This is a genomic window from Bacillus sp. LSHTCR4, from assembly GCF_057197025.1.
Genome location: NZ_JBXUNO010000002.1, coordinates 516,906 through 537,829, shown reverse-complemented (window position 1 = coordinate 537,829; position 20,924 = coordinate 516,906). Strand labels below are relative to the sequence as shown.

At 36.9% G+C, this 20,924-nt stretch carries 23 protein-coding genes; 3 read left to right on the top strand and 20 right to left on the bottom strand.

Going from position 1 to position 20,924, the window contains the following annotated elements; genetic code table 11:
- Positions 1 to 55: 55 nt before the first annotated feature.
- From dnaK to gpr, 8 genes are all read right to left on the bottom strand, one after another.
- On the bottom strand, positions 56 to 1,891 hold the full coding sequence (dnaK, locus tag AC2CGR_RS16460; RefSeq protein WP_000034700.1) for a chaperone protein DnaK: 1,836 nt from the start codon (positions 1,889 to 1,891) through the stop codon (positions 56 to 58).
- A 26-nt stretch (positions 1,892 to 1,917) separates the two neighbouring features.
- Positions 1,918 to 2,484 carry a nucleotide exchange factor GrpE gene (gene grpE / locus AC2CGR_RS16455; protein ID WP_000392709.1) on the bottom strand — a complete coding sequence of 189 codons (567 nt, stop codon included), beginning with the start codon at positions 2,482 to 2,484 and terminating at the stop codon, positions 1,918 to 1,920.
- Positions 2,485 to 2,598: 114 nt separating this feature from the next.
- Complete coding sequence (hrcA, locus tag AC2CGR_RS16450) at positions 2,599 to 3,615, bottom strand: heat-inducible transcriptional repressor HrcA (protein ID WP_061687119.1); 1,017 nt, start codon at positions 3,613 to 3,615, stop codon at positions 2,599 to 2,601.
- 133 nt (positions 3,616 to 3,748) lie between these two features.
- Positions 3,749 to 4,888 (bottom strand): radical SAM family heme chaperone HemW, encoded by a 1,140-nt coding sequence (gene hemW, locus AC2CGR_RS16445; protein WP_029439953.1) that lies wholly within the window; start codon positions 4,886 to 4,888, stop codon positions 3,749 to 3,751.
- Between the two features lie 52 nt (positions 4,889 to 4,940).
- Positions 4,941 to 5,315 (bottom strand): winged helix-turn-helix transcriptional regulator, encoded by a 375-nt coding sequence (locus AC2CGR_RS16440; protein ID WP_001293546.1) that lies wholly within the window; start codon positions 5,313 to 5,315, stop codon positions 4,941 to 4,943.
- Positions 5,316 to 5,446: 131 nt separating this feature from the next.
- Complete coding sequence (gene lepA, locus AC2CGR_RS16435; protein ID WP_029439954.1) at positions 5,447 to 7,270, bottom strand: elongation factor 4; 1,824 nt, start codon at positions 7,268 to 7,270, stop codon at positions 5,447 to 5,449.
- A gap of 210 nt (positions 7,271 to 7,480) precedes the next feature.
- The gene (locus AC2CGR_RS16430; protein ID WP_131102644.1) at positions 7,481 to 7,843 is read right to left on the bottom strand and encodes a YqxA family protein; all 363 of its coding nucleotides are present in this window, start codon (positions 7,841 to 7,843) and stop codon (positions 7,481 to 7,483) included.
- Complete coding sequence (gene gpr, locus AC2CGR_RS16425) at positions 7,843 to 8,946, bottom strand: GPR endopeptidase (RefSeq protein WP_087965941.1); 1,104 nt, start codon at positions 8,944 to 8,946, stop codon at positions 7,843 to 7,845. The genes AC2CGR_RS16430 and gpr overlap by 1 nt, the downstream gene beginning before the upstream one ends.
- A 181-nt stretch (positions 8,947 to 9,127) precedes the next feature.
- Here gpr and rpsT point away from each other — a divergent pair, with 181 nt between their 5' ends.
- Positions 9,128 to 9,385, top strand: coding sequence for a 30S ribosomal protein S20 (gene rpsT, locus AC2CGR_RS16420; RefSeq protein ID WP_001274011.1), 258 nt, complete (start codon positions 9,128 to 9,130; stop codon positions 9,383 to 9,385).
- Positions 9,386 to 9,468: 83 nt separating this feature from the next.
- Here the strand turns inward: rpsT and holA are convergent, their stop codons facing one another.
- Positions 9,469 to 10,479 carry a DNA polymerase III subunit delta gene (holA, locus tag AC2CGR_RS16415; RefSeq protein WP_131100749.1) on the bottom strand — a complete coding sequence of 337 codons (1,011 nt, stop codon included), beginning with the start codon at positions 10,477 to 10,479 and terminating at the stop codon, positions 9,469 to 9,471.
- 345 nt (positions 10,480 to 10,824) lie between these two features.
- Here holA and AC2CGR_RS16410 point away from each other — a divergent pair, with 345 nt between their 5' ends.
- Entirely contained in the window at positions 10,825 to 10,959 is a 135-nt protein-coding gene (locus tag AC2CGR_RS16410; protein ID WP_000997609.1) for a YqzM family protein, read from the top strand.
- A gap of 26 nt (positions 10,960 to 10,985) precedes the next feature.
- Here AC2CGR_RS16410 and AC2CGR_RS16405 read toward each other — a convergent pair whose 3' ends face one another.
- From AC2CGR_RS16405 to AC2CGR_RS16395, 3 genes are all read right to left on the bottom strand, one after another.
- Complete coding sequence (locus AC2CGR_RS16405; protein WP_131100752.1) at positions 10,986 to 13,307, bottom strand: DNA internalization-related competence protein ComEC/Rec2; 2,322 nt, start codon at positions 13,305 to 13,307, stop codon at positions 10,986 to 10,988.
- Between the two features lie 14 nt (positions 13,308 to 13,321).
- Complete coding sequence (locus AC2CGR_RS16400; protein ID WP_000439783.1) at positions 13,322 to 13,879, bottom strand: ComE operon protein 2; 558 nt, start codon at positions 13,877 to 13,879, stop codon at positions 13,322 to 13,324.
- Between the two features lie 63 nt (positions 13,880 to 13,942).
- Positions 13,943 to 14,542 (bottom strand): helix-hairpin-helix domain-containing protein, encoded by a 600-nt coding sequence (locus tag AC2CGR_RS16395; RefSeq protein WP_087965935.1) that lies wholly within the window; start codon positions 14,540 to 14,542, stop codon positions 13,943 to 13,945.
- Positions 14,543 to 14,619: 77 nt separating this feature from the next.
- On the opposite strand from AC2CGR_RS16395, the gene comER reads away from it, so the two are divergent.
- Positions 14,620 to 15,447: a late competence protein ComER gene (comER, locus tag AC2CGR_RS16390; RefSeq protein ID WP_087965933.1), complete on the top strand. Its 828-nt coding sequence runs from the start codon at positions 14,620 to 14,622 to the stop codon at positions 15,445 to 15,447.
- A 323-nt stretch (positions 15,448 to 15,770) separates the two neighbouring features.
- Here the strand turns inward: comER and AC2CGR_RS16385 are convergent, their stop codons facing one another.
- The 8 genes from AC2CGR_RS16385 to AC2CGR_RS16350 all read right to left on the bottom strand — a co-directional run bounded on the left by AC2CGR_RS16385 (position 15,771) and on the right by AC2CGR_RS16350 (position 20,906).
- Complete coding sequence (locus AC2CGR_RS16385) at positions 15,771 to 16,520, bottom strand: class I SAM-dependent DNA methyltransferase (RefSeq protein WP_001105569.1); 750 nt, start codon at positions 16,518 to 16,520, stop codon at positions 15,771 to 15,773.
- Positions 16,517 to 16,873: a ribosome silencing factor gene (gene rsfS, locus AC2CGR_RS16380; RefSeq protein ID WP_000653200.1), complete on the bottom strand. Its 357-nt coding sequence runs from the start codon at positions 16,871 to 16,873 to the stop codon at positions 16,517 to 16,519. Before rsfS ends, AC2CGR_RS16385 begins: the two co-directional genes overlap by 4 nt.
- Positions 16,870 to 17,439, bottom strand: coding sequence for a bis(5'-nucleosyl)-tetraphosphatase (symmetrical) YqeK (gene yqeK / locus AC2CGR_RS16375; protein WP_001078362.1), 570 nt, complete (start codon positions 17,437 to 17,439; stop codon positions 16,870 to 16,872). The genes rsfS and yqeK overlap by 4 nt, the downstream gene beginning before the upstream one ends.
- Positions 17,429 to 17,998 (bottom strand): nicotinate-nucleotide adenylyltransferase, encoded by a 570-nt coding sequence (gene nadD / locus AC2CGR_RS16370; protein WP_087965932.1) that lies wholly within the window; start codon positions 17,996 to 17,998, stop codon positions 17,429 to 17,431. Before nadD ends, yqeK begins: the two co-directional genes overlap by 11 nt.
- A gap of 137 nt (positions 17,999 to 18,135) precedes the next feature.
- Complete coding sequence (gene yhbY / locus AC2CGR_RS16365; RefSeq protein WP_000955224.1) at positions 18,136 to 18,429, bottom strand: ribosome assembly RNA-binding protein YhbY; 294 nt, start codon at positions 18,427 to 18,429, stop codon at positions 18,136 to 18,138.
- Positions 18,430 to 18,434: 5 nt separating this feature from the next.
- Positions 18,435 to 19,268, bottom strand: coding sequence for a shikimate dehydrogenase (aroE, locus tag AC2CGR_RS16360; protein WP_087965929.1), 834 nt, complete (start codon positions 19,266 to 19,268; stop codon positions 18,435 to 18,437).
- 15 nt (positions 19,269 to 19,283) lie between these two features.
- Positions 19,284 to 20,390 (bottom strand): ribosome biogenesis GTPase YqeH, encoded by a 1,107-nt coding sequence (gene yqeH, locus AC2CGR_RS16355; RefSeq protein WP_000140795.1) that lies wholly within the window; start codon positions 20,388 to 20,390, stop codon positions 19,284 to 19,286.
- Between the two features lie 3 nt (positions 20,391 to 20,393).
- Entirely contained in the window at positions 20,394 to 20,906 is a 513-nt protein-coding gene (locus tag AC2CGR_RS16350; protein ID WP_000765309.1) for a YqeG family HAD IIIA-type phosphatase, read from the bottom strand.
- Between the last annotated feature and the right edge of the window lie 18 nt (positions 20,907 to 20,924).

Below are 20,924 nucleotides of genomic sequence, written 5' to 3'. Positions count from 1 at the left end.
AGCCAAAGCCAAGGCACGCTTGACTTTGACTTTTTGTCATCTTACTTATTTATTATTACTTATCTTCTTTTACTTCTTCAAACTCAGCGTCTACTACATTGTCTTTCTTCGCGCCAGCATCTTGTGCTCCTTGTGCACCTTCTGCTTGCCCTGCAGCTGCTTGAGCTTGCTCGTATAATTTAACAGTTAATTGTTGTACGATTTCTTGTAAAGCGTCTTTTTTCGCACGGATTTCCTCAAGCTCGTTCTTCTCAATCGCAGCTTGTAATGCTTCTTTCGCTTCTGTTGCTTTTGCAACTTCAGCCGCATCCACTTTACCTTCTAAATCTTTTACAACTTTATCTGTTTGGAATACAAGTTGGTCAGCTTCGTTACGAAGTTCAACTTCTTCCTTACGTTTTTGGTCAGCGTCAGCATTTGCTTCTGCTTCTTGTACCATACGCTCTACTTCTTCATCAGAAAGACCTGAAGAAGATTGGATTGTAATAGCTTGCTCTTTGCTTGTTCCTAAATCTTTTGCACGTACGTTAACGATACCGTTCGCATCAATATCGAATGTTACTTCGATTTGTGGAATACCACGTGGTGCTGGTGGAAGGTCTGTTAATTGGAAACGACCTAATGTTTTGTTGTCAGCTGACATTGGACGCTCACCTTGTAATACGTGAATGTCTACTGCTGGCTGGTTATCAGCAGCTGTTGAGAATACTTGTGACTTACTTGTTGGAATTGTAGTGTTACGCTCGATTAATTTCGTGAACACGCCACCCATAGTTTCAATACCTAAAGAAAGTGGAGTTACGTCTAATAATAGTACGCCTTCTACATCACCAGTAAGTACGCCACCTTGAACTGCAGCACCTAACGCTACAACTTCATCAGGGTTTACCCCTTTATATGGTTCTTTACCAGTTTCACGTTTAATAGCTTCTTGTACAGCTGGGATACGAGTAGATCCACCAACAAGGATAACTTTATCTAATTCGCTTGGAGCAAAACCAGCGTCTTTTAATGCACGACGAGTTGGCTCTAATGTTCTTTCAACAAGACCTGCTGAAAGCTCTTCGAATTTCGCTCTTGTTAATGTTAATTCTAAGTGTAATGGGCCAGCAGCTCCAGCACTAATGAATGGTAATGAAATTTGTGTTTGTGTTACGCCAGAAAGATCTTTTTTCGCTTTTTCAGCTGCATCTTTCAAACGTTGAAGTGCCATTTTATCTTGGCTTAAATCAATGTTATTTTCTTTTTTGAACTCAGCCACTAAGTGGTCAATAATAACTTGGTCAAAGTCATCTCCACCAAGACGATTGTCACCAGCAGTTGAAATAACTTCGAATGTTCCATCTGCTAACTCAAGGATAGATACGTCAAATGTACCGCCACCTAAGTCATATACTAAGATTTTTTGCTCTTCATCTTGTTTTTCTAAACCGTAAGCAAGCGCTGCTGCTGTTGGTTCGTTGATAATACGCTCAACTTCTAAACCAGCGATACGACCAGCATCTTTTGTTGCTTGACGTTCTGCATCGTTGAAGTATGCAGGTACTGTAATAACAGCTTTCGTTACTGTTTCACCTAAGTATGCTTCAGCAGAAGCTTTTAAGTTTTGTAAAATAATTGCAGAAATTTCTTGTGGTGTATAATCTTTACCTTCAACTTCTACTTTGTAGTCTGTACCCATATGACGTTTAACAGACATGATTGTATTTGGGTTTGTAATTGCTTGACGCTTTGCAACTTCCCCAACTTGACGCTCTTCATTTTTGAAAGCTACAACAGAAGGCGTTGTACGGTTTCCTTCTGGATTTGGGATAACCTTTGGTTCTCCACCTTCCATAACAGCTACACAAGAGTTTGTTGTACCTAAGTCAATACCGATAATTTTACTCATGGCGAATCCTCCTACTTTTATGTAAATTATTGATTTACTTTTACCATTGACGGGCGAATCACACGGTCTTTTAGTTTATAACCTTTTTGGAATTCTTCAACTACCGCGTTTGATTCAAATTCACTGTCTTCTACTTGCATAATAGCTTGGTGCTCATTAGGATCAAACTGTTTACCAACAGCTTCAATCACTTCAACACCTTCTTTAGCCAACGCTTCTAGCAATTGACGATGCACCATTTCCATACCTTGTAATAAGGATTTCGTTTGCTCATCAGTTGCTTCCACTTGCATCGCTCTTTCAAAATTATCAAGAGCTGGCAAAATATCTGAAACTAGACTTTGTGCTCTATATTTTTCAGCAGCCTGTTTATCCATTTGGACACGGCGCTTATAATTTTCAAAATCAGCTTGTAGACGTAATGTGCGACCTTCCGTTTCCGTTAGTTTCGCTTGTAACTCATCTACTTTTTCTTGTAAAAGAGCAGCCTCACTTTTTTCTTCTACAGTTTCTTCACTGTTTTCTGGCGTGACAGCTTCTTCAACTTGCGCTTCTTTTACTTCTTCTACCACTTGTTCGTTACGCTCTTCCACAATATTCACCTCCTTAAAAGGTATTAGGTACCATGTTAAACACAATTACCTAAGCATTATATATTACACACAGCAATGAAAAGTTCATCACTTGAGCGAATGTATTACTCTCATTTACTTTTTAAGTCCATCTGTAAATTGTCTCGTAAATAACTGTAACAAACTAATTACCCGAGAGTATTGCATTCTTGTCGGACCTAAAATAGCAATTGTTCCAAGCTGTTCTTCTCCAATCGAATATGTTGCAGAAATTAAACTACAATCTTCCATGGCTGTCGCAGAGTTTTCCCTACCAATTTTCACTTGAATACCTACTTGTTTATGACGCAAAATATCATAAAACTCGGCTTCGTTATCAATCATCGTCAGCAAGGACCTTACTTTGTGAATGTCATGGAACTCTGGCTGGGAAAGCATATTTGCTTTTCCTCCAAAGTATATCTTTTCCGATAAAGGAACTTGAAATGTACCATCTAACATTTTTATTGCACTATCGTAATTATGAACATACCCACGCAATACCGTAACAATCTCCTTAAAGATTTTATTATGGAGTTCTGACATTGGTACGCCCGATAGCTTTTCATTTAAAATATTAACCATTTTTTCTAAATCTGATAAATCAACAGATTCCGGAACGGTAATCGTTTTGCTTTGTACATGCCCTGTATCCGTTACAATAATTGCGACTGCAGTTTGACGATCAAGCGGAACAATTTGTACGTTTTTAAGTTTATTTGTGCTTAACTTCGGTCCAAGAACAATGGCCGTATAATTTGTAAGCTCTGATAAAATTTGAGCCGATTGTTGTGCAATCTTTTCAGCTTCAAAAATTCTTTCAGCAAATAAATCTTTAATTTGTACAATTTCATCTTTCGGTAAGTTTTGCGGCGCTAAAAGATGGTCTACATAAAATCGGTATCCTTTTTCAGAAGGAACACGTCCAGAAGAACTGTGCGTTTTCTCAATAAATCCTAGCTCCTCTAAATCAGCCATTTCATTTCGTATAGTAGCTGAACTAAATGTGATTTCATCTTTTTTAGCCAACGTCCTTGACCCAACAGGTTGCGCTGATCCAATAAAGTCATCAATAATTGTTTGTAAAATTAAGAGCTGACGTTCCGTAAGCATCTCATCATCACCTCTGTTAGCACTCTTTGTCTTCGAGTGCTAAATCTATTAATAACTTACCAAAATTGACATTCAATTGTCAACGGAAACGTCACGAAATAATGAAACTTTTTCACGTTAATGGAACATTTAATTAGTCAATCAAAAATGATTGGAATACTTCATTCCCTAATAATTTTCCTTTTCGCGTTAAACGAACATATCCATCGCTTTCTTCAAGCAATCCTTTTTCTTGGTTACTTTGTAACTGCTTCGCGAAAACTTGATCCATCTCCATATTAAATTTCTTTTGAAACGCTATTTTAGATACACCTTTTGTTTTTCGGAGTCCTAAGAACAACTCTTCTTCCATTTTTTCTTTCTCCGTCACCACGTGAACATCTAAATACGGAAATCCGGTTTCATCGATTTTATTGAAATATTGCTTGAGCGGCCCTACATTTTGGATACGTTCTCCATTTACATAACTATGCGCTCCAGCTCCAAATCCATAATACTCTTCATTATTCCAGTATGTGAGATTATGTCTACTTTCATTATCATCTTTTGAAAAATTACTAATTTCATACTGGGTATAGCCGTGTTTCTCCATTTCATCCATTACCATTTCGTACATTTTCGCTTCATGGTCTTCGCCTGGTAGTCTTAATTTCCCTTTATTCATTAAGTTATAAAACACAGTTTTCGGTTCCACAATTAATGAATATGCTGAGAAATGTTGTACACCAAGTGTAAAAGCAATATCTAACGTTTCTTTTACATCTTCTATCGTCTGTCCTGGCAGAGCATAAATAATATCTACATTTATATTTTTGAAGCCCACTTCCTGCGCTTCTCTAATTGCTACAAACGCATCTTCTCTCGTATGCTTGCGTCCAATTTTCTCAAGCAATTCATCTCGAAATGTTTGCACACCAAAACTAATTCGATTCACTCCACCTTCTAGCAATACATTTAATTTCTCTTTCGGCAAATCACCTGGATTCGCTTCAAATGTTAATTCACAATTCGGGGCAAACGGACGTAAACGACGATTTATAATATCTAATAATTTCTTTGTCTGCCCCATATTTAATGCTGTTGGAGTTCCCCCGCCAACAAAAATTGTTTTCATACTATCAAACGGTACCTTTTGAACTGTATTTATTATTTCTTTCTCTAGATACTCTAAATATTGATCGACCGGCTGGCGCTCAATAAACACTTTATTAAAATCACAATAGTGACAAATATGCTGACAAAACGGAATATGAATATATGCAGCTTGCACCAAAAATAACTCCTACCTTTCTAAAAAGAAAACCTCCGCGCTCGGGAGGCTTCTTTTACTTCTCTAACGTATTACGAATTTGTTCCATTCGCATTTTTCCCCAATCATACATCATTTCAACGATTGGTAAAAGCGACATGCCTAATTCCGTCATATAATATTCCACTCGTGGAGGAATTTCTGGGTATACTGTTCGATCGACAATCCCATCTTCCATTAACTCTTTTAATTGGTTTGACAAAACTTTATGAGAAATGCTCGGAAATAATCGTTGTAATTCACTAAAACGATGAGGCCCTTCCACACCAAGATGCCACAATATTACAACTTTCCACTTTCCACTAATAATAGAAAGCGTCAATTCCTTTTCACAATTAAAATTGCCATTTTGTATTTTTTCTTGAATATCTTTTCGAATATTTTCGGACATTAACAAACTCCTAACTCTATATGAACTAAAAAGCTCTCTCACTATTGTAAATGAGAGCTACTCAGATGTCTAAAAAGTAATTATACATAAAAAAGAAGCCGCACAAACGACTTCTTTTTCCATTCCAAATATTAGTTGTCATCCATTTTCAGTACAGCCATGAATGCTTCTTGCGGTACTTCTACAGAACCAACAGACTTCATACGTTTTTTACCTTCTTTTTGCTTATCAAGAAGTTTACGCTTACGAGAAATGTCACCACCGTAACATTTCGCAAGTACGTTTTTACGCATCGCTTTAATTGTAGAACGTGCTACAACTTTGTTTCCGATCGTCGCTTGAATTGGCACTTCGAACTGCTGTCTTGGAATTAAATCTTTTAATTTTTCTACAATCACTTTACCACGGTCATACGCTGAATCACGGTGTACGATAAATGATAGAGCATCGACTTGTTCATTATTTAAAAGAATATCCATTTTCACAAGTTTAGATGGTTTGTAACCAATTAACTCGTAATCAAATGATGCATATCCTTTTGTGTTTGATTTCAATTGATCGAAGAAATCATATACGATTTCTGATAGCGGGATTTCATATGTTAATGTAACACGTGTTTCATCTAAATATTGCATATCAATAAACGTTCCACGTTTACCTTGGCAGATTTCCATTACAGCTCCAACATAGTCATTCGGAACCATAATTGAAGCCTTCACAAACGGCTCTTCTACACGATCGATAGACTGTGGATCTGGCATATTAGATGGGTTATCAACAATAACATCTTCACCGTTTGTTAAATAAACTTTATAAATAACGCTTGGCGCCGTTGTAATTAAGTCAATTTTAAATTCACGTTCAATACGCTCTTGAATGATTTCCATGTGAAGAAGTCCTAAGAAACCACAACGGAAACCAAATCCTAGCGCTTGAGATGTTTCTGGTTCAAACTCAAGAGCAGAATCGTTTAACTCTAACTTTTCTAATGCATCACGTAAGTCGTTGTAACGTGCAGAATCAATCGGATATAAACCACAGAATACCATTGGGTTTAATTTACGATAACCTGCTAACGGCTCAGCTGCTGGACGTTTCGCATGTGTAATCGTATCACCAACGCGTGTATCACCAACATTTTTAATCGATGCTGCTAAGAAACCTACATCACCTACTGTTAACTCGTCACGTTGCGTAGTTTTCGGTGTAAATACACCTACTTCTGTCACTTCAAATTCTTTACCAGTTGCCATCATACGTACTTTATCGCCAACTTTTACCGTTCCATTTACAACACGGATATAAGCAATTACACCGCGGTACGGATCATATAAAGAGTCAAAAATCATACATTGTAAAGGCTCTTCAGAATCACCTGTTGGTGCTGGTACTTTTTCAACGATTTGTTCTAAAATATCTTCAATCCCAATCCCAGCTTTTGCAGAAGCAAGTACAGCTTCTGATGCATCTAAACCAATTACATCTTCTACCTCTTGGCGTACACGCTCTGGGTCTGCACTTGGTAAGTCGATTTTATTAATAACTGGTAAAATCTCTAAATTATTATCAAGCGCCAAGTATACATTTGCTAACGTTTGCGCTTCAATACCTTGCGCTGCATCCACTACAAGAATCGCGCCTTCACAAGCCGCTAAACTACGAGATACTTCGTACGTAAAGTCGACGTGTCCTGGTGTATCAATTAAGTGAAGAATATATTCTTCGCCGTCTTTTGCTTTATAGTTTAATTGTACTGCGTTTAATTTAATTGTAATACCACGCTCACGCTCTAAATCCATAGAGTCAAGCAACTGAGCTTTCATTTCACGTTGTGTTAACGCGTTTGTTTTCTCTAGAATACGGTCTGCTAACGTTGACTTTCCGTGGTCAATATGAGCAATGATAGAGAAATTACGAATTTTGGACTGTCTTTTTGCTCTTTCTTCTTTGTTCATCTATGTTCTCAACTCCTAATAGTCTCGCCAATATACACTAGCACTGATTATATCAATAGAGCAGCAAAGATTCAATGAAAACTCGTGCTGCTTACAATACAAATCATTCTATCTATATCTTATGCGAACAAACCATAAGAGACAAACCTTTTTCAAATTAAAAAACGGCTGTCTTACAAATTTGTAAAACAACCGTCCTCCGTTTGACTCTTAACTAAAAATTCCTTTTACTTTCCCAACAACTATATCTGTTCCAAACTTTGTTATTTCGTAGGCAACACTTGCTATCGCCATGCCCATTCCTTCTACAATATTAAAACTTTTTAAGCTTTCTAATTGTTTTTGTTTTTCAGTAGCGGAAAACGAACTCTCCAAAATTTCTGATTCAGCGGCATCACCTTTTGTTCCTGTCATATGAGCGATTTGTTCATACGACATTTGCTGATAACCTTTCATACTTTTCAATCCGTGATTTGCAAGTGCCACCCCTGCTACTAACATAAGTAAGCATATGGCCACACTACATATACATAAAAGCGAAAAGCGGCTTAAATGATTATCATCTCTTCCCATCAATGTGTATATGCTCCTGTATTATCTTGGTCAATTTGATGATGCAGCGCTGCATTTAAACCACTTGCTATTACATTTGCCATATCCTCTATGAAGGCATCCACTTCTTTCGGAGTCACCATTAAATTGTGACCAAGAGGAGATAACACTTCATAAATTAATTTTCTTTTCTCTTCATCTTCCAGTGTACCTACAGCACCTAAAAACATATTTCGGCTCTTTTCATCCGGCATATCCTCTTCTGTTAATTTTTTCTTTTCTCCAAATGTAAAACCAGCTGGCAACAAAGAGCGGGAAGGTTTGTTGCCTTCTTTCATCTCTCGGCCAAAATGTTTCAAAATAAAATCAATTGTATCGCTTGTAATCGAAACGGCATCCACCACAGTCGGAACACCAATTGCGATAACAGGAATACCTAATGTTTCTTTACTGAGTTCCTTACGTTTATTCCCAACACCCGATCCAGGATGAATTCCTGTATCAGAAATTTGTATCGTACTATTTACCCTTTCAATAGAACGAGCAGCTAATGCATCAATTGCAATGACAAAGTCTGGCTTTGTCTTCTCAATGATTCCATAAATGACATCGCTCGTTTCAATTCCTGTAATCCCCATTACCCCCGGCCGAATTGCACTAACAGGCCTAAAGCCTTCTTCTACACTTTCAGGCTGCAATTGAAATAAATGTCTCGTTACCAATACATTTTCTACAACTATCGGTCCAAGCGCATCTGGCGTTACATTCCAATTCCCAAGACCAACAATTAAACAACTCGCTTCTTTCGTAACGCCAACCTCTTCTAAGAAATACGAAAATTCTTTTGCAAAAATACGCTCTACTTTTTGTTGCAGCTCCGTATCTTGTTGACGTATACCTTGTACTTCAAGCGTTAAATAATTTCCAGGTTTTTTACCCATCGATTCCGAGGCAACTTCATCGATCGTTACTTTCGTAATGTTAATACCTTCTTCTTCCCTCTCTTTTACAATAACTCCTTGTATCCCTTGTTGCTCTTCTTGACGCTCTTGCAACATTTGATGCGCCTCTACAGCAAGGTCCGTTCTAACACTATATTTACTTAAATCTAATGGTTCTTTCATCGTATCTCCTCCGTAATTCATAGTAAATATCGTTAGATTTCCCAAAGTTATATAAGGTCATTCTTTCCTTTACGTGAAATTTCATGGATATACTATTGCAATTCTCTTCACCGTTTGATAGAATATCACTTGTTCTATGTTATGAATCGAGTCATTCGATTGCACCAGGGAGGTGAAAAGTATGGCAAACATCAAATCTGCTATCAAACGCGCTAAACTTAGCGAAGAGCGTCGTGCACATAACGCTTCTATCAAGTCTGACATGCGTTCTGCTGTTAAAACTGTAGAAGCTTTAGTTACTAATAACGATCTTGAAAATGCTAAAGAAGCTTTCAAAACTGCTTCTAAAAAACTTGATAAAGCAGCTCGTAAAGGTCTTATCCACCAAAACGCTGCAGCTCGTCAAAAATCTCGCTTAGCGAAACAAGTAAACGCGTAAGGCGTTTAAAAAACGATCCATTCGGATCGTTTTTTTATATACAAAAAAGTTCACGTCCTTAGCACGTGAACTTTTTTGTTTCATCACATATGATTTAACCGCATTAAGAAAAACTCAAGCACAAGTTTCTTATCCATTTTTCCCGTTTTCATACTATAGTCAGCTTCCGCTAATTCTATTATCACTTTTTTTAATTCTTCAAAAGAGAAAAACTTCGTTTGATTCATCGCTAATTTTACACGATATGGGTGCACACCAATATGAGACGCAATTTGATTTTGTCCATAACCACGTTGCTGTAACTCTTTCACTTGATGCAGTAAACGGAATTGACTTACTAATAACGCAAGCAATTTAATAGGTTCCTCCTGCTGCGTAAATAATCCATCCAAAATTTGCATCGCACCCGCGATATCTTTTTTTACCACTTTTTCTGTCAAAGCAAACACATTTTGTTCAACTGATTTTGGTACAAGCTCTGCAACGAGTTTCGGTGTAATCTCTCCGCCCATACCGACGTATAACGTTAACTTGTCCATTTCCTTCGCCAACATTGTTACATTACTTCCCACAAGCTCTAACAACAAACTAACAGCCGCATTATCAATATGCACATGTACTTCATCCGCCCGAGCAACAATCCACTTCTGAACGTCCTGCACTTGCATTGCATTTGCCTCTGCTACATCCGCTGTTTTCTTTAATAGTTTTGTAATTTTTTTTCGTTCATCAAGCTTTTCGTAAGGCGCAACAAAAACAAGAATAGAAAATGGAGAAGGTTCCCCGATATATTCTTCTAAAATTTTTATATTTTGTTCTAATTTCTCTTTTTGTGAAGTTAAAAAGAGCGGTGATTTTATTAATAGCACTTTACGTTCTCCGAAAAAAGGAAGTGTACGTGCATCCTCAACCACATCTTCTAAATACGCTTCTTCTAAATCATATGTCACAACATTAAACTCGCGATCTTCCTCTTCAAGCGCTTCTGTTGTAATAAGCTTTATCGTTTCATTTATAAAAAACGCTTCCGTCCCATACAGTAAATACAACGGGGCAAACTGCTTTTTTTTAATCTTTTTATGTATATCACTCATACTTTTTCCTACTCCCTAACTTGGCAATATATATTTATACTAATGCCCTAGCTTTTGTTTTACAAGTACAAAGGAACAGGCAGTATAACCCGTCCCTTTATTTATATTAAACGCCACGCAATAAGCCCCGGGTTTCTTATTGGTGTGCGGTAATCACCTTCCCTTTATTATTCGCAATAAAAATTCGAGTATAAGTGCCAACTGTTAACATGCTTGGAAACAAAAACTCACGTTACTTCATAATCTAAAAGTAGTAAAAACGCTCTATTTCTCTTCATATGGAAATTGTAGATTTTTTTCTGACAATATTTTATACTAAAGTGGAATGTTGGGGAGGGATTCTAAATGAATGATTTTGAACAAAACGTTCAAAGTAAACGCAATGACGCTATTGATTCAGGGGTAGGATTTATCGTCTCATTTGGTTTTTTCGCAACACTTTTCATCATTGCAACTGTTATTAAATTTATCGGTTCTTAAAGACTGCTGCTTACTGGCAGTCTTTTTTATCTATTATGTGTTTCATCATATGTGATTTTGCTACGAAAGGTTCCATTTTCCCCTTTAAAAACATAGGAAATAGCCCCTTGCTTATCCGTGCGCCATATCTCAATCCCCATCTTCTCAAAACGCTCTATAACTTCCTTATGAGGATGCCCATACCTATTACGCTCACCGACAGAAATAATCGCCATATTAGGCTGTACGGCGCTCAAAAAAGGTGTTATAGATGACGTATTACTCCCATGATGAGCCACCTTTAAAACATCCGCCCTTAAATCTGGATACGCAGCTACTAAAAACTTCTCTCCTTCTTCTTCTAAATCACCTGTAAACAACCACGTTAGCCCTCCTAATTTTGCCAATATTACAATTGAAGCATTATTTTCACTCCCTTCCTTTCCTGTTGGGGCTAGTACGAAAAATTCCGTTTCATTTACGCTCCAACTCTCTCCTTCTCCCACTTCCCTTATTTTCACTTCCTTTTCTAACGCCTGTTTCTTTACTATCTTTTCTAATACCGCATCTTTTTTCTTTCGGCCAAATACAACTTCTTTTACGGTTATATTTGATAACAACTCTTGTGCAGCACCTATATGGTCCGCATCTCCATGCGTTACAATTAATTTATCGATCTTTTTAATACCTTCCTTTTGTAAATAAGGGATTAAAATATCATTTCCAACAGAAAATTCATGCTTTTTCCGTTGCCATTCTTCCTTATTTGGACGAATTGTTCCACCAGTATCAATAAGGTAAATCTCTTGATCATACGAAAGGCGAATTAATATTGCATCTCCCTGTCCAACATCAAGAAATGTAACACTCCCACTTTCCCGAAAATACGGATACACGTAATGACATGTACAAATAAAAAGAAATATACCCGAAGCTATAAACATAATTCTCTGCGACATTCGCCTTTCCCAAACCATCAATATACTAACTATACTCACACAATATAGAGCTACAAGAAGTATAGATGTTTGCCCGAAATTAAGGCGAGTAAATGGTAAGCTTTCACAATAAATCAAAAAATCATTAGAAAGATTCAAACCTATTGATAGTACATCCGCAAGTCTTTTTGCAAGAAACGGGATGATCGGTATACATATCAAAATAACAATACTACACGGCAATACAATGAGAGATAAAAACGGAACGTATAAGATATTTAGAAAAATACTATATGGAGAAAAATAACCGAAGTGATATAACAAAATCGGAGTACTAACGAGCTGTGAAATAAGAGAAATATAAATAGAATTTCGAATTACTCCATTACCACTCTCTAGTAAGAGCGGGGCAGATAAAAGTAAAGCAAAACTACCAACGAAAGAAAACTGAAAGCCAATATTAAACACGAGATATGGATCAAATATAAGCATACATATAGCTGTTATACTTAAAGCATCTAAGCTAGATAAACGAATAGAACACATAAAAGCAATTAACATTAAAACTCCTGTTATAGAAGCTCTTATAACAGACGGTGACGCTCCTGCTAAAATCATATACAAAGGAATGCAGAAGATAAGACATACTGTTGCTCCCTCCCTTGTCACACCACTTCTTAGCAAAATAAAATACACGATCACCATCAACAATACGATATGCGATCCTGAAATCGCCAACAAATGCACGAGACCGAATTGTTGATATTGCTCTTCAACTTCAAATGTCATTTGGTGTCTATCACCAAATACTAATGCATTCATAAAAGCGCCTGATTGCTCTGGAAACATTTCTGTAACTCCCGAGATCGCTTGTTGCCTCAAAAAAAGAATCCATTGCACAAATGACAACGATGTTTTACGGCATTCAGAAATATATGTAGCTTCCAATATGAAATGAATATTTTGTTTATATAAATAATCACGATAATTAAACCCATGAAAATTCCGAGCTATTTGTGGTTCTTTCCTCTCACCTTCGAATACACATGATACTCCTGCATGTAATTGTCGCATTTGTTTCTTTTCCGAGGCTGATTTCATTTTGTAACTTAACTGCACTATATTTTTATTCTGATCTTCAACTTGAAATGAGAGGCGATCCCCGTTAATAAGAGGTGTAGTATGTATCACTCCTCTTGCAGCTTCGTAGGACTCTCCCAGAGGCTTGTTTTGCCCTTGAACATACGCGGTGTACATAGCGCCACTAAAACACGCTATCATACAATAAAAGAAGGTTTTACGCGAAGTACGATATAAACAAAAGAAAATATATAAAACGAGACAACAAGTCAGCAATACAACTGAAAAGGAGAAGGCAATTGCAATCCCTATTATAAATGAGATTGCAACATAGCCCCATTGTCCTTGCAACTCATACTCACTCCTTATAGCATCATTTTTGCTTTCGTGAATACATGCTGTAATTCTTCCATTGATAAGTTCTCTTTTTCTAAAGATGCAAATAGTTCTTTTAACTCCATATGACGTTTTTGATCCTCTAATGCTGCAATATCATATTCTAGCGGAACGTGTTTCACCGTTACATTCGCTTTTTCAAATAACTCTACGGCATACGGATGATTTTTATAATCCTGTGCATAATAAACTGCTGTAATACCACTTTGAATAATCGCCTTACAACATTGTAAACAAGGAAAATGCGTAACATAAATTTCCGCTTCCTCCGTTTTCACACCAAATTTTGCACATTGTAATAAAGCATTCATTTCTGCGTGAATTGTACGAACACAATGATTGTCAATAACGTAGCATCCATCATCTATACAATGTACGCCACCTTTAATTGAACCATTATATCCACCAGCAATAATTCGTTTATCACGAACGATTGTCGCTCCTACTGCAAGCCTTGTACATGTACTACGTAAAGATAACAAATGGCTTTGCGTCATAAAATATTGATCCCATGAAATTCGTTCCATATTCTTCACCTACTTTTTTGTCTACTTGTAGTGTAGCGAATGAAGAAAAACTTCGTCAATCTTTTACGGAATAATAATTTGATCTTTTATTCTCTCCAAAGACTTCACACCAATCCCATCAATCTCTAACAAATCTTCTATTTTTTGAAACGGACCATGTTCCTCTCGATATTTCAAAATACTTTCTGCTTTCCGAGAACCAATACCTGTAATTTTTTCAAGTTGTTCTTTAGAAGCTGCATTTATTTGAACTTTTCCCTCTCCCTTTGAAACAGCAGCTACTTCTTGCACTTGTTCGTTTTTATTCGGTACGTAAAGAATCATTTGGTCTTGTACCATTTGTGCTAAATTTACCTTCATCCTATCTGCCTCAGGCAAAAAACCACCTGCTTTTTCAATAGCATCCTTGACCCGGTCCCCTTCTTTCATTTCATACACCCCCTCTTTAACAACAGCCCCTTTCATATCAATTACAATTATTTTTTTCTGCTGCTTTGTATCCGATATTTTCGGTTTACTTTTCTTCTCTATATCTCTCTCTTGAACATCCGTTGTAATAACTGATCGCTCTTTATGCTCATTCGTTTTCCAGAAAATAAGAAAAAGCACAGTTCCAATAATAGCAACTAATCCTAACCATTTCTTTGGAAAATCCCACATCATTTTTCACCTCTAATCATAAATTTATAACATCATTCATATTGTTTAGGAGAAAGCTGTTACGAAGGAGGGATGAAACATTGAACATAGGAATTATAGGGACAGGAAACATGGGGAATATACTAATCGATGCATTTTTAGAAACCCGTGCTGTCAAACCTTCGTGCCTTACGATCATTAATCGAACGCCCGCCAAAGCATATCATATAAAGGAAAAACACCCTTCTGTTCATATAGCCAAAACTATTGATGAGGTAATCGAACGATCACATCTTATTTTTATTTGTGTAAAGCCAATAGATATATACCCGATCTTGCAAAAATACGCTGAACATTTTTCTCATGAAAAGTGCTTAGTTTCTATCACAAGTCCAATATCTCCATCACAATTAGAAACACTTGTACCTTGCCATGTTGCCCGTATTATTCCGAGCATTACAAACCGCGCCCTGTCCGGCGCATCACTATTTACATTTGGAAGCAACTGCTCTGAAGAATGGCAACAAAAACTATTTCGCTTATTCAAAAACATTTCTACTCCCCTTGTAATAGAAGAAGATATAACGCGCGTTTCATCTGATATAGCAAGCTGCGGCCCTGCATTCTTTAGTTATTTATTACAATGTTTCATTAACGCTGCTGTAGATAAAACAAATATTACACATGAGGAAGCCACTACTTTAGTAAGTGAAATGGTCGTCGGAATGGGGAAACTACTCGAAAAAGGGATTTTCACATTGCCTACTTTACAAGAAAAAGTATGCGTTAAAGGCGGCGTTACAGGAGAAGGCATTCGGGTTTTAGAAGAACATGTTGGGGATATGTTTCATAAATTAATCGAGCGGACACACGAGAAATTTGATGAAGATTTAAAATGCGTTGATCAGCAATTCAATAAACACACATAATAAATACGTCATCGTCATTCCAAATCCTTTTTATAAATACTTACTTTTTTACATTATATTTTCACTTAAACTAGCATTTTTACACTTTACGTATATAATCTTCTTATTATCCTAGAACTAAAATTACAACTTCTTTACAAAACAAAAGCAACCTTCTTGGTTGCTTTTGTTTTACCCCGCTATTTACCGGCCAGTAAGATCCCCACCTCAAAACTCAGCGAAAGCAAAGAAGTTTAGTGGGGGTCGGGCTGCCCGTAAAAGCCCGATTGGTTCAACTAATAATCAGCGGAGGGTGAAGACCCCCCGCTGATTAAAGTTTCACTTTATCCGTTTTTCTTCGCCATGAAGAAAATACGCTCTGTTTGTTCTGTAACTTCAAGTCGCTCAAAGTCACCAGTTACACGAAGCACTGTAAAACCAGCTTCTTCAAGCCATTTCGTTAACTCTTCAATCGGATATGCACGTTGTACGTGACATTCGTCAAAACGATGGTACACATCTTCTTCTGGGTCTTGAACAAAGAATGTTAAATCATGTTCTACACTATTTGATTCTTCACCAGGGAAACAATTCCAAATAAGAGATATTTCTTCTCCATTCACTGTGTATGTTTCATTTTGAAATACATGATGTATTTTATATAAAGAATGTACATCAAATAAAAACAAACCATCTTGACGTAAATGATGAAACACTCTTCGAAATGTTTCTTGCACTCCATCTTCTTGCAATACATAGTTTAATGAATCACAAAAAATCGTTACACAGTCAAACTCACCTGGAACATCAAGCTCTCGCATGTCTTGTTGGTAAAAAGGAATAAAATATCCTGCCCCGCCTAGTTTTTGCTGTGCGACTGCTAACATTTCTTCTGAAAGATCGACACCGATTACATCGTAACCTTTTTGTACAAGCGGAAGCGTTACATTACCAGTACCGCATGCTACATCAAGAATCTTCGCCTCTTTCATATCCGCTTGCTGTAAGCTTTCCTCTGTGAATTCCACCCATTTATCATAAGGGACATCATTCATTAGTTCATCGTACAGCAATGCAAATTGCTCGTAGTTCATTGGCCTAACTCTTCTGTAATATCTTCACGTGGCACATCGCCCCATAGACGCTCTAAATTATAGTGATTACGCTCATCTTTATGGAATACATGAGCAACTACATCTCCAAGGTCAACCAATACCCAGCGAGCTTCGTCAAAACCTTCCATACGTTGTACATCGATTTGGAACTCGTGTGCTTTCGCTTTAATTTCACGTGCAATTGCTTGCACTTGCTTATCTGAGTTACCGTGACAAATAATGAAATAATCTGCAATTGGTGAAATACCTTGCATATTTAGGACAACCATATCTTCTGCTCTCTTATCATCAGCTGCTTTTGCTGCTAATACTAATAAATCTTTATCTTTCATTTACTCATTTCCTCCTTGATAACTGCGTTGTATGTTTGGAATGTTAATGGATAAATCGTTTGATCTTTTTCCATTAAAAATTGAATTGTTCTCTTTAAAGCAAATAATAAAGCTTGATCTATATCCGTATATGCGAGTTTACGAGCTTCCTCCACCCCCGGAAACTTTCGCCCAGGCTCAATGTAATCAGCTACATAAATTACTTTATCTAACATCGTCATTTTCTCATGACCACTTGTATGATATGTAATAGCTTGCAGGATTTCAGGATCCGTAATGCCTACTTCTTTTTCTACTAAGTATGCCCCAACAGGTGCATGCCATAACTCTTTGTTATAACAAAGTAAATCTTTCGGCAAATCTTCACTTTTAATGATCTCTTCCATCTCTGAAATCGCTCTACACTTCGCATAATCATGGAATATAGCTGCAACTTCAGCCTTTTTTTCATCCACACCGTATAACTTAGCAAGTTCAATCGCTGTTTCCATTACACCGATTGTGTGTATATAACGTTTTTCATGCATTTGTTGTTTGACAATATGAAGTGCTTTCTCACGATTCATACAACCCATTCCTCTCGATATATGCCTTTACTTTTTCAGGAAGTAAATATTTACATGTTTTCTTCTCTTTATATCTCTCACGTAATAAAGATGAAGAAACTGCAAACTCCGGAATTTCCACAGTGGTGATAGGATAATGTGTATGCAATGTATACCCAGGTCTTGCAACCCCAACAAACGTTACAAGATCAAGTAATGCTTCAATGTTATACCACTTCGGTAAATACTCAACCATATCTCCACCAATAATAAAGTGAAACTGCACATCCGGATGCTTCTTCGTCAATTGTAGCATAGTGTCATACGTATAAGATGGGCCATTCCTGCTAAGCTCTTCTAAACAAATGGAAAAATGTTCCTCTGCCTCAGTCGCAAGCTCTAACATTTGCAAACGACTTTCTACACTTGTAATATTCCGCCCTTGTTTATGCGGCGGAATTTGGTTCGGTAAGAACCATACTTCTTCTAAATTCAAAGCGTGAAATACTTCATTTGCAATTAGCAAATGTCCATAATGTGGCGGATCAAATGTACCGCCAATGATGCCAATTTTCCTCAAAAGAAACGCCCCTTCCTTTTACGTACAGCAACTCTCTTCTGTTAGGAATGAAGAGAGTTGCTATTAATAAAAGTTCAATTGGTTTCGCTCTCTACATCATTACGCATCAACGATAAAAATAGCGCATACTAATCTTTTTATCGAGGAAGCTTAATTTGTTTATTTTCTCTTGACTCTTTGTATAAAACGATTGTGCTTCCAATTACTTGAACGATTTCAGCGCGTGCACCTTTTGCAAGTTCTTCTGCAACTTCACGGCGATCGAATTCACAGTTTTGTAGTACACTTACTTTAAATAGCTCACGAGCTTCTAAAGTATCTGCGATTTGTTTAATCATATTTTCATTTACTCCGCCTTTTCCTACTTGAAAAATTGGTGTTAAATGATGTGCTTGTGCACGTAAAAATCTTTTTTGTTTTCCTGTTAACATATATGTTAGCCTCCAAGCTTTCTTATAACTAATTGTTTCATTCGTTCGATATTTGGCGTGCGCCCTGTCCACATTTCAAATGCAAGCGCTCCTTGATAAACAAACATATCAATACCATTTTGAATCATTGCACCTTGCTCTTTCGCCTCACATAAAATTTTCGTTTCAAATGGGTTATAAATTATATCTGATACAATCGTTCCCTTTTTCAACGAAGAAATTTGTAACGGTGTATATTGGACGCGTGGATACATACCTATTGTTGTCGTCTGAATGATAATATCATAATTCTCTTGTTCTTCTGTTGCTTTTTCTAGCGATAAAGCAACAGAATGAACAGTAGCCGTACATGCAGCAATAAGTTCTTTCGCCTTATCTACTGTACGATTCGCTACATCAATCTCTTTCACACCTACATCAGCAAGTGAAAAATAAATAGCTCTACTAGCACCGCCTGCGCCAAGTAATAAAATACGTTTCTCTTGAAGTGGTTCACTACTAATGGATTGCAGTGCTCGGACAAACCCAATTCCATCTGTATTGTAGCCAATCAATTTCCCATCCTTATGAACCACCGTATTTACTGCACCAATTTGTTTTGCTAGCGGGTCAATCTCATCCAAATAATTCATAATCGCAACTTTGTGTGGAGTTGTTACATTAAATCCTGAAATACCTAACGCTTTTAAACCTCTTACTGCTTCCCCTAGCACTTCCTCTTTAACAAGAAAGGCATGATAATGGGCATCCATATTCAAGTGTTCAAATGCATCGTTATGCATAACGGGTGATAGTGAATGTCCAATTGGATTTCCGATTACACCATATAATTGTTTCATAAATCCCTCTCCATATTAAATTAAAGATTTACGCAATGAAACACTTACTCCTTTTGGTACGTGTGCAACAATTTTCGCTCCCGGTTCGTTCACAGTAACCCATCCTAATCCAGAGAATACAACGTCCGTTTTTGGTTCACGAATATTAAACTCGTATTTCACTAGCTCTGGCATATTTTCTAATTCTTCTGGTGTTGGCGGGCTTAGTAAATCCCCAGCATGATTTTTATACAATTCATCTGCTTTCTCAAGCTTTGTACGATGGATTGTTAAACGATTTGAGAAGTGACAAGTAAATGCGCGACGACCGCCACTTACGTAATCAAAACGTGCCAGTCCGCTAAAGAACAATGTTTGTTCTTCATTTAATTGGAATACCATTGGCTTAATTTCTTTTGTTGGTGTAATAAGCTTTAAGCTTTGTTTTCCAACATAATGAGCCATTTGATGGTGGTTAATAATACCTGGCGTATCATATAAAGAAGATTCTTCGTCTAACGGAATATCAATTAAATCAAGCGTTGTTCCTGGGAAATGAGATGTTGTAATTACATTTTCAGTCTCATCACTAAATTCTTTAATCATACGATTAATAAATGTTGATTTCCCTACATTTGTACATCCAACAACGTAAACATCTTTTCCGCCGCGGTAATACTCAATCGCATCTGCCAGCTCAGCAATCCCTTGTCCCTTCGCTGCACTAATTAAAAAGACATCTTCTGGCTTTAATCCTAGCTGCTTTGCACTATAGCGCATCCAATGCTTTACTTTATCATGTTTTACTGACTTAGGAATTAAATCAGCTTTATTCCCAACAAGTAATACTTTATTATTTCCCACGAAACGATGTAAGCCAGGTAACCAGCTACCATTAAAGTCAAAAATATCTACAATCTTAACTACTAACGCATCCGATTTTCCAATACCGTTTAGAATACGTAGGAAATCATCATCTGTTAATGATACATCTTGAATTTCGTTATAATGTTTCAATCGAAAACAGCGTTGACAAATTACTTGTTCTTTTTCTAAAGATGAGGCAGGAGCATATCCCACTTCATTTTTATCTTCTGTTTGAATTTCTACACCGCAACCAATACATTTAATTGTTTCAGTCAAACTTTATTCCTCCCAGTTAATTAAACCTTTTTTCTTCATATTTCTCATAATTCTTCGTTCAATTTTTCGATTAAAGCGCGTTACTAATCCGTCCGTTTGTGCTACCGGTACAACTAAAATTGTATGAAGTCCAACTCGGTTTCCACCTAGCACATCCGTTAGTAATTGATCCCCAATTACTACAACTTCATCCGGCTGCAACTGCATCTCTTGTATTGCACGCTTAAACGCACGAACAAATGGCTTACGCGCACTATGAATAAATGGAATGCCTAATGGATCAGCAAAGTCTTTCACTCGTTGCTCATTATTATTTGAAACGACCGTTACTTGAATGCCTTGCTCTTTCATTTTCAAAAACCATTCTTCAAGTTGTGGCGTTGCATTTGGACGATCCCATTCAATTAAAGTGTTATCTAAATCAGTAATAACACCTTTAATTCCACGTTTTTTCAAATCTTCTGGTTGAACATGATATACATTTTTCACATATTCATTTGGTAAAAATAGTTTCAATTTCTTTCACCTCTTTGA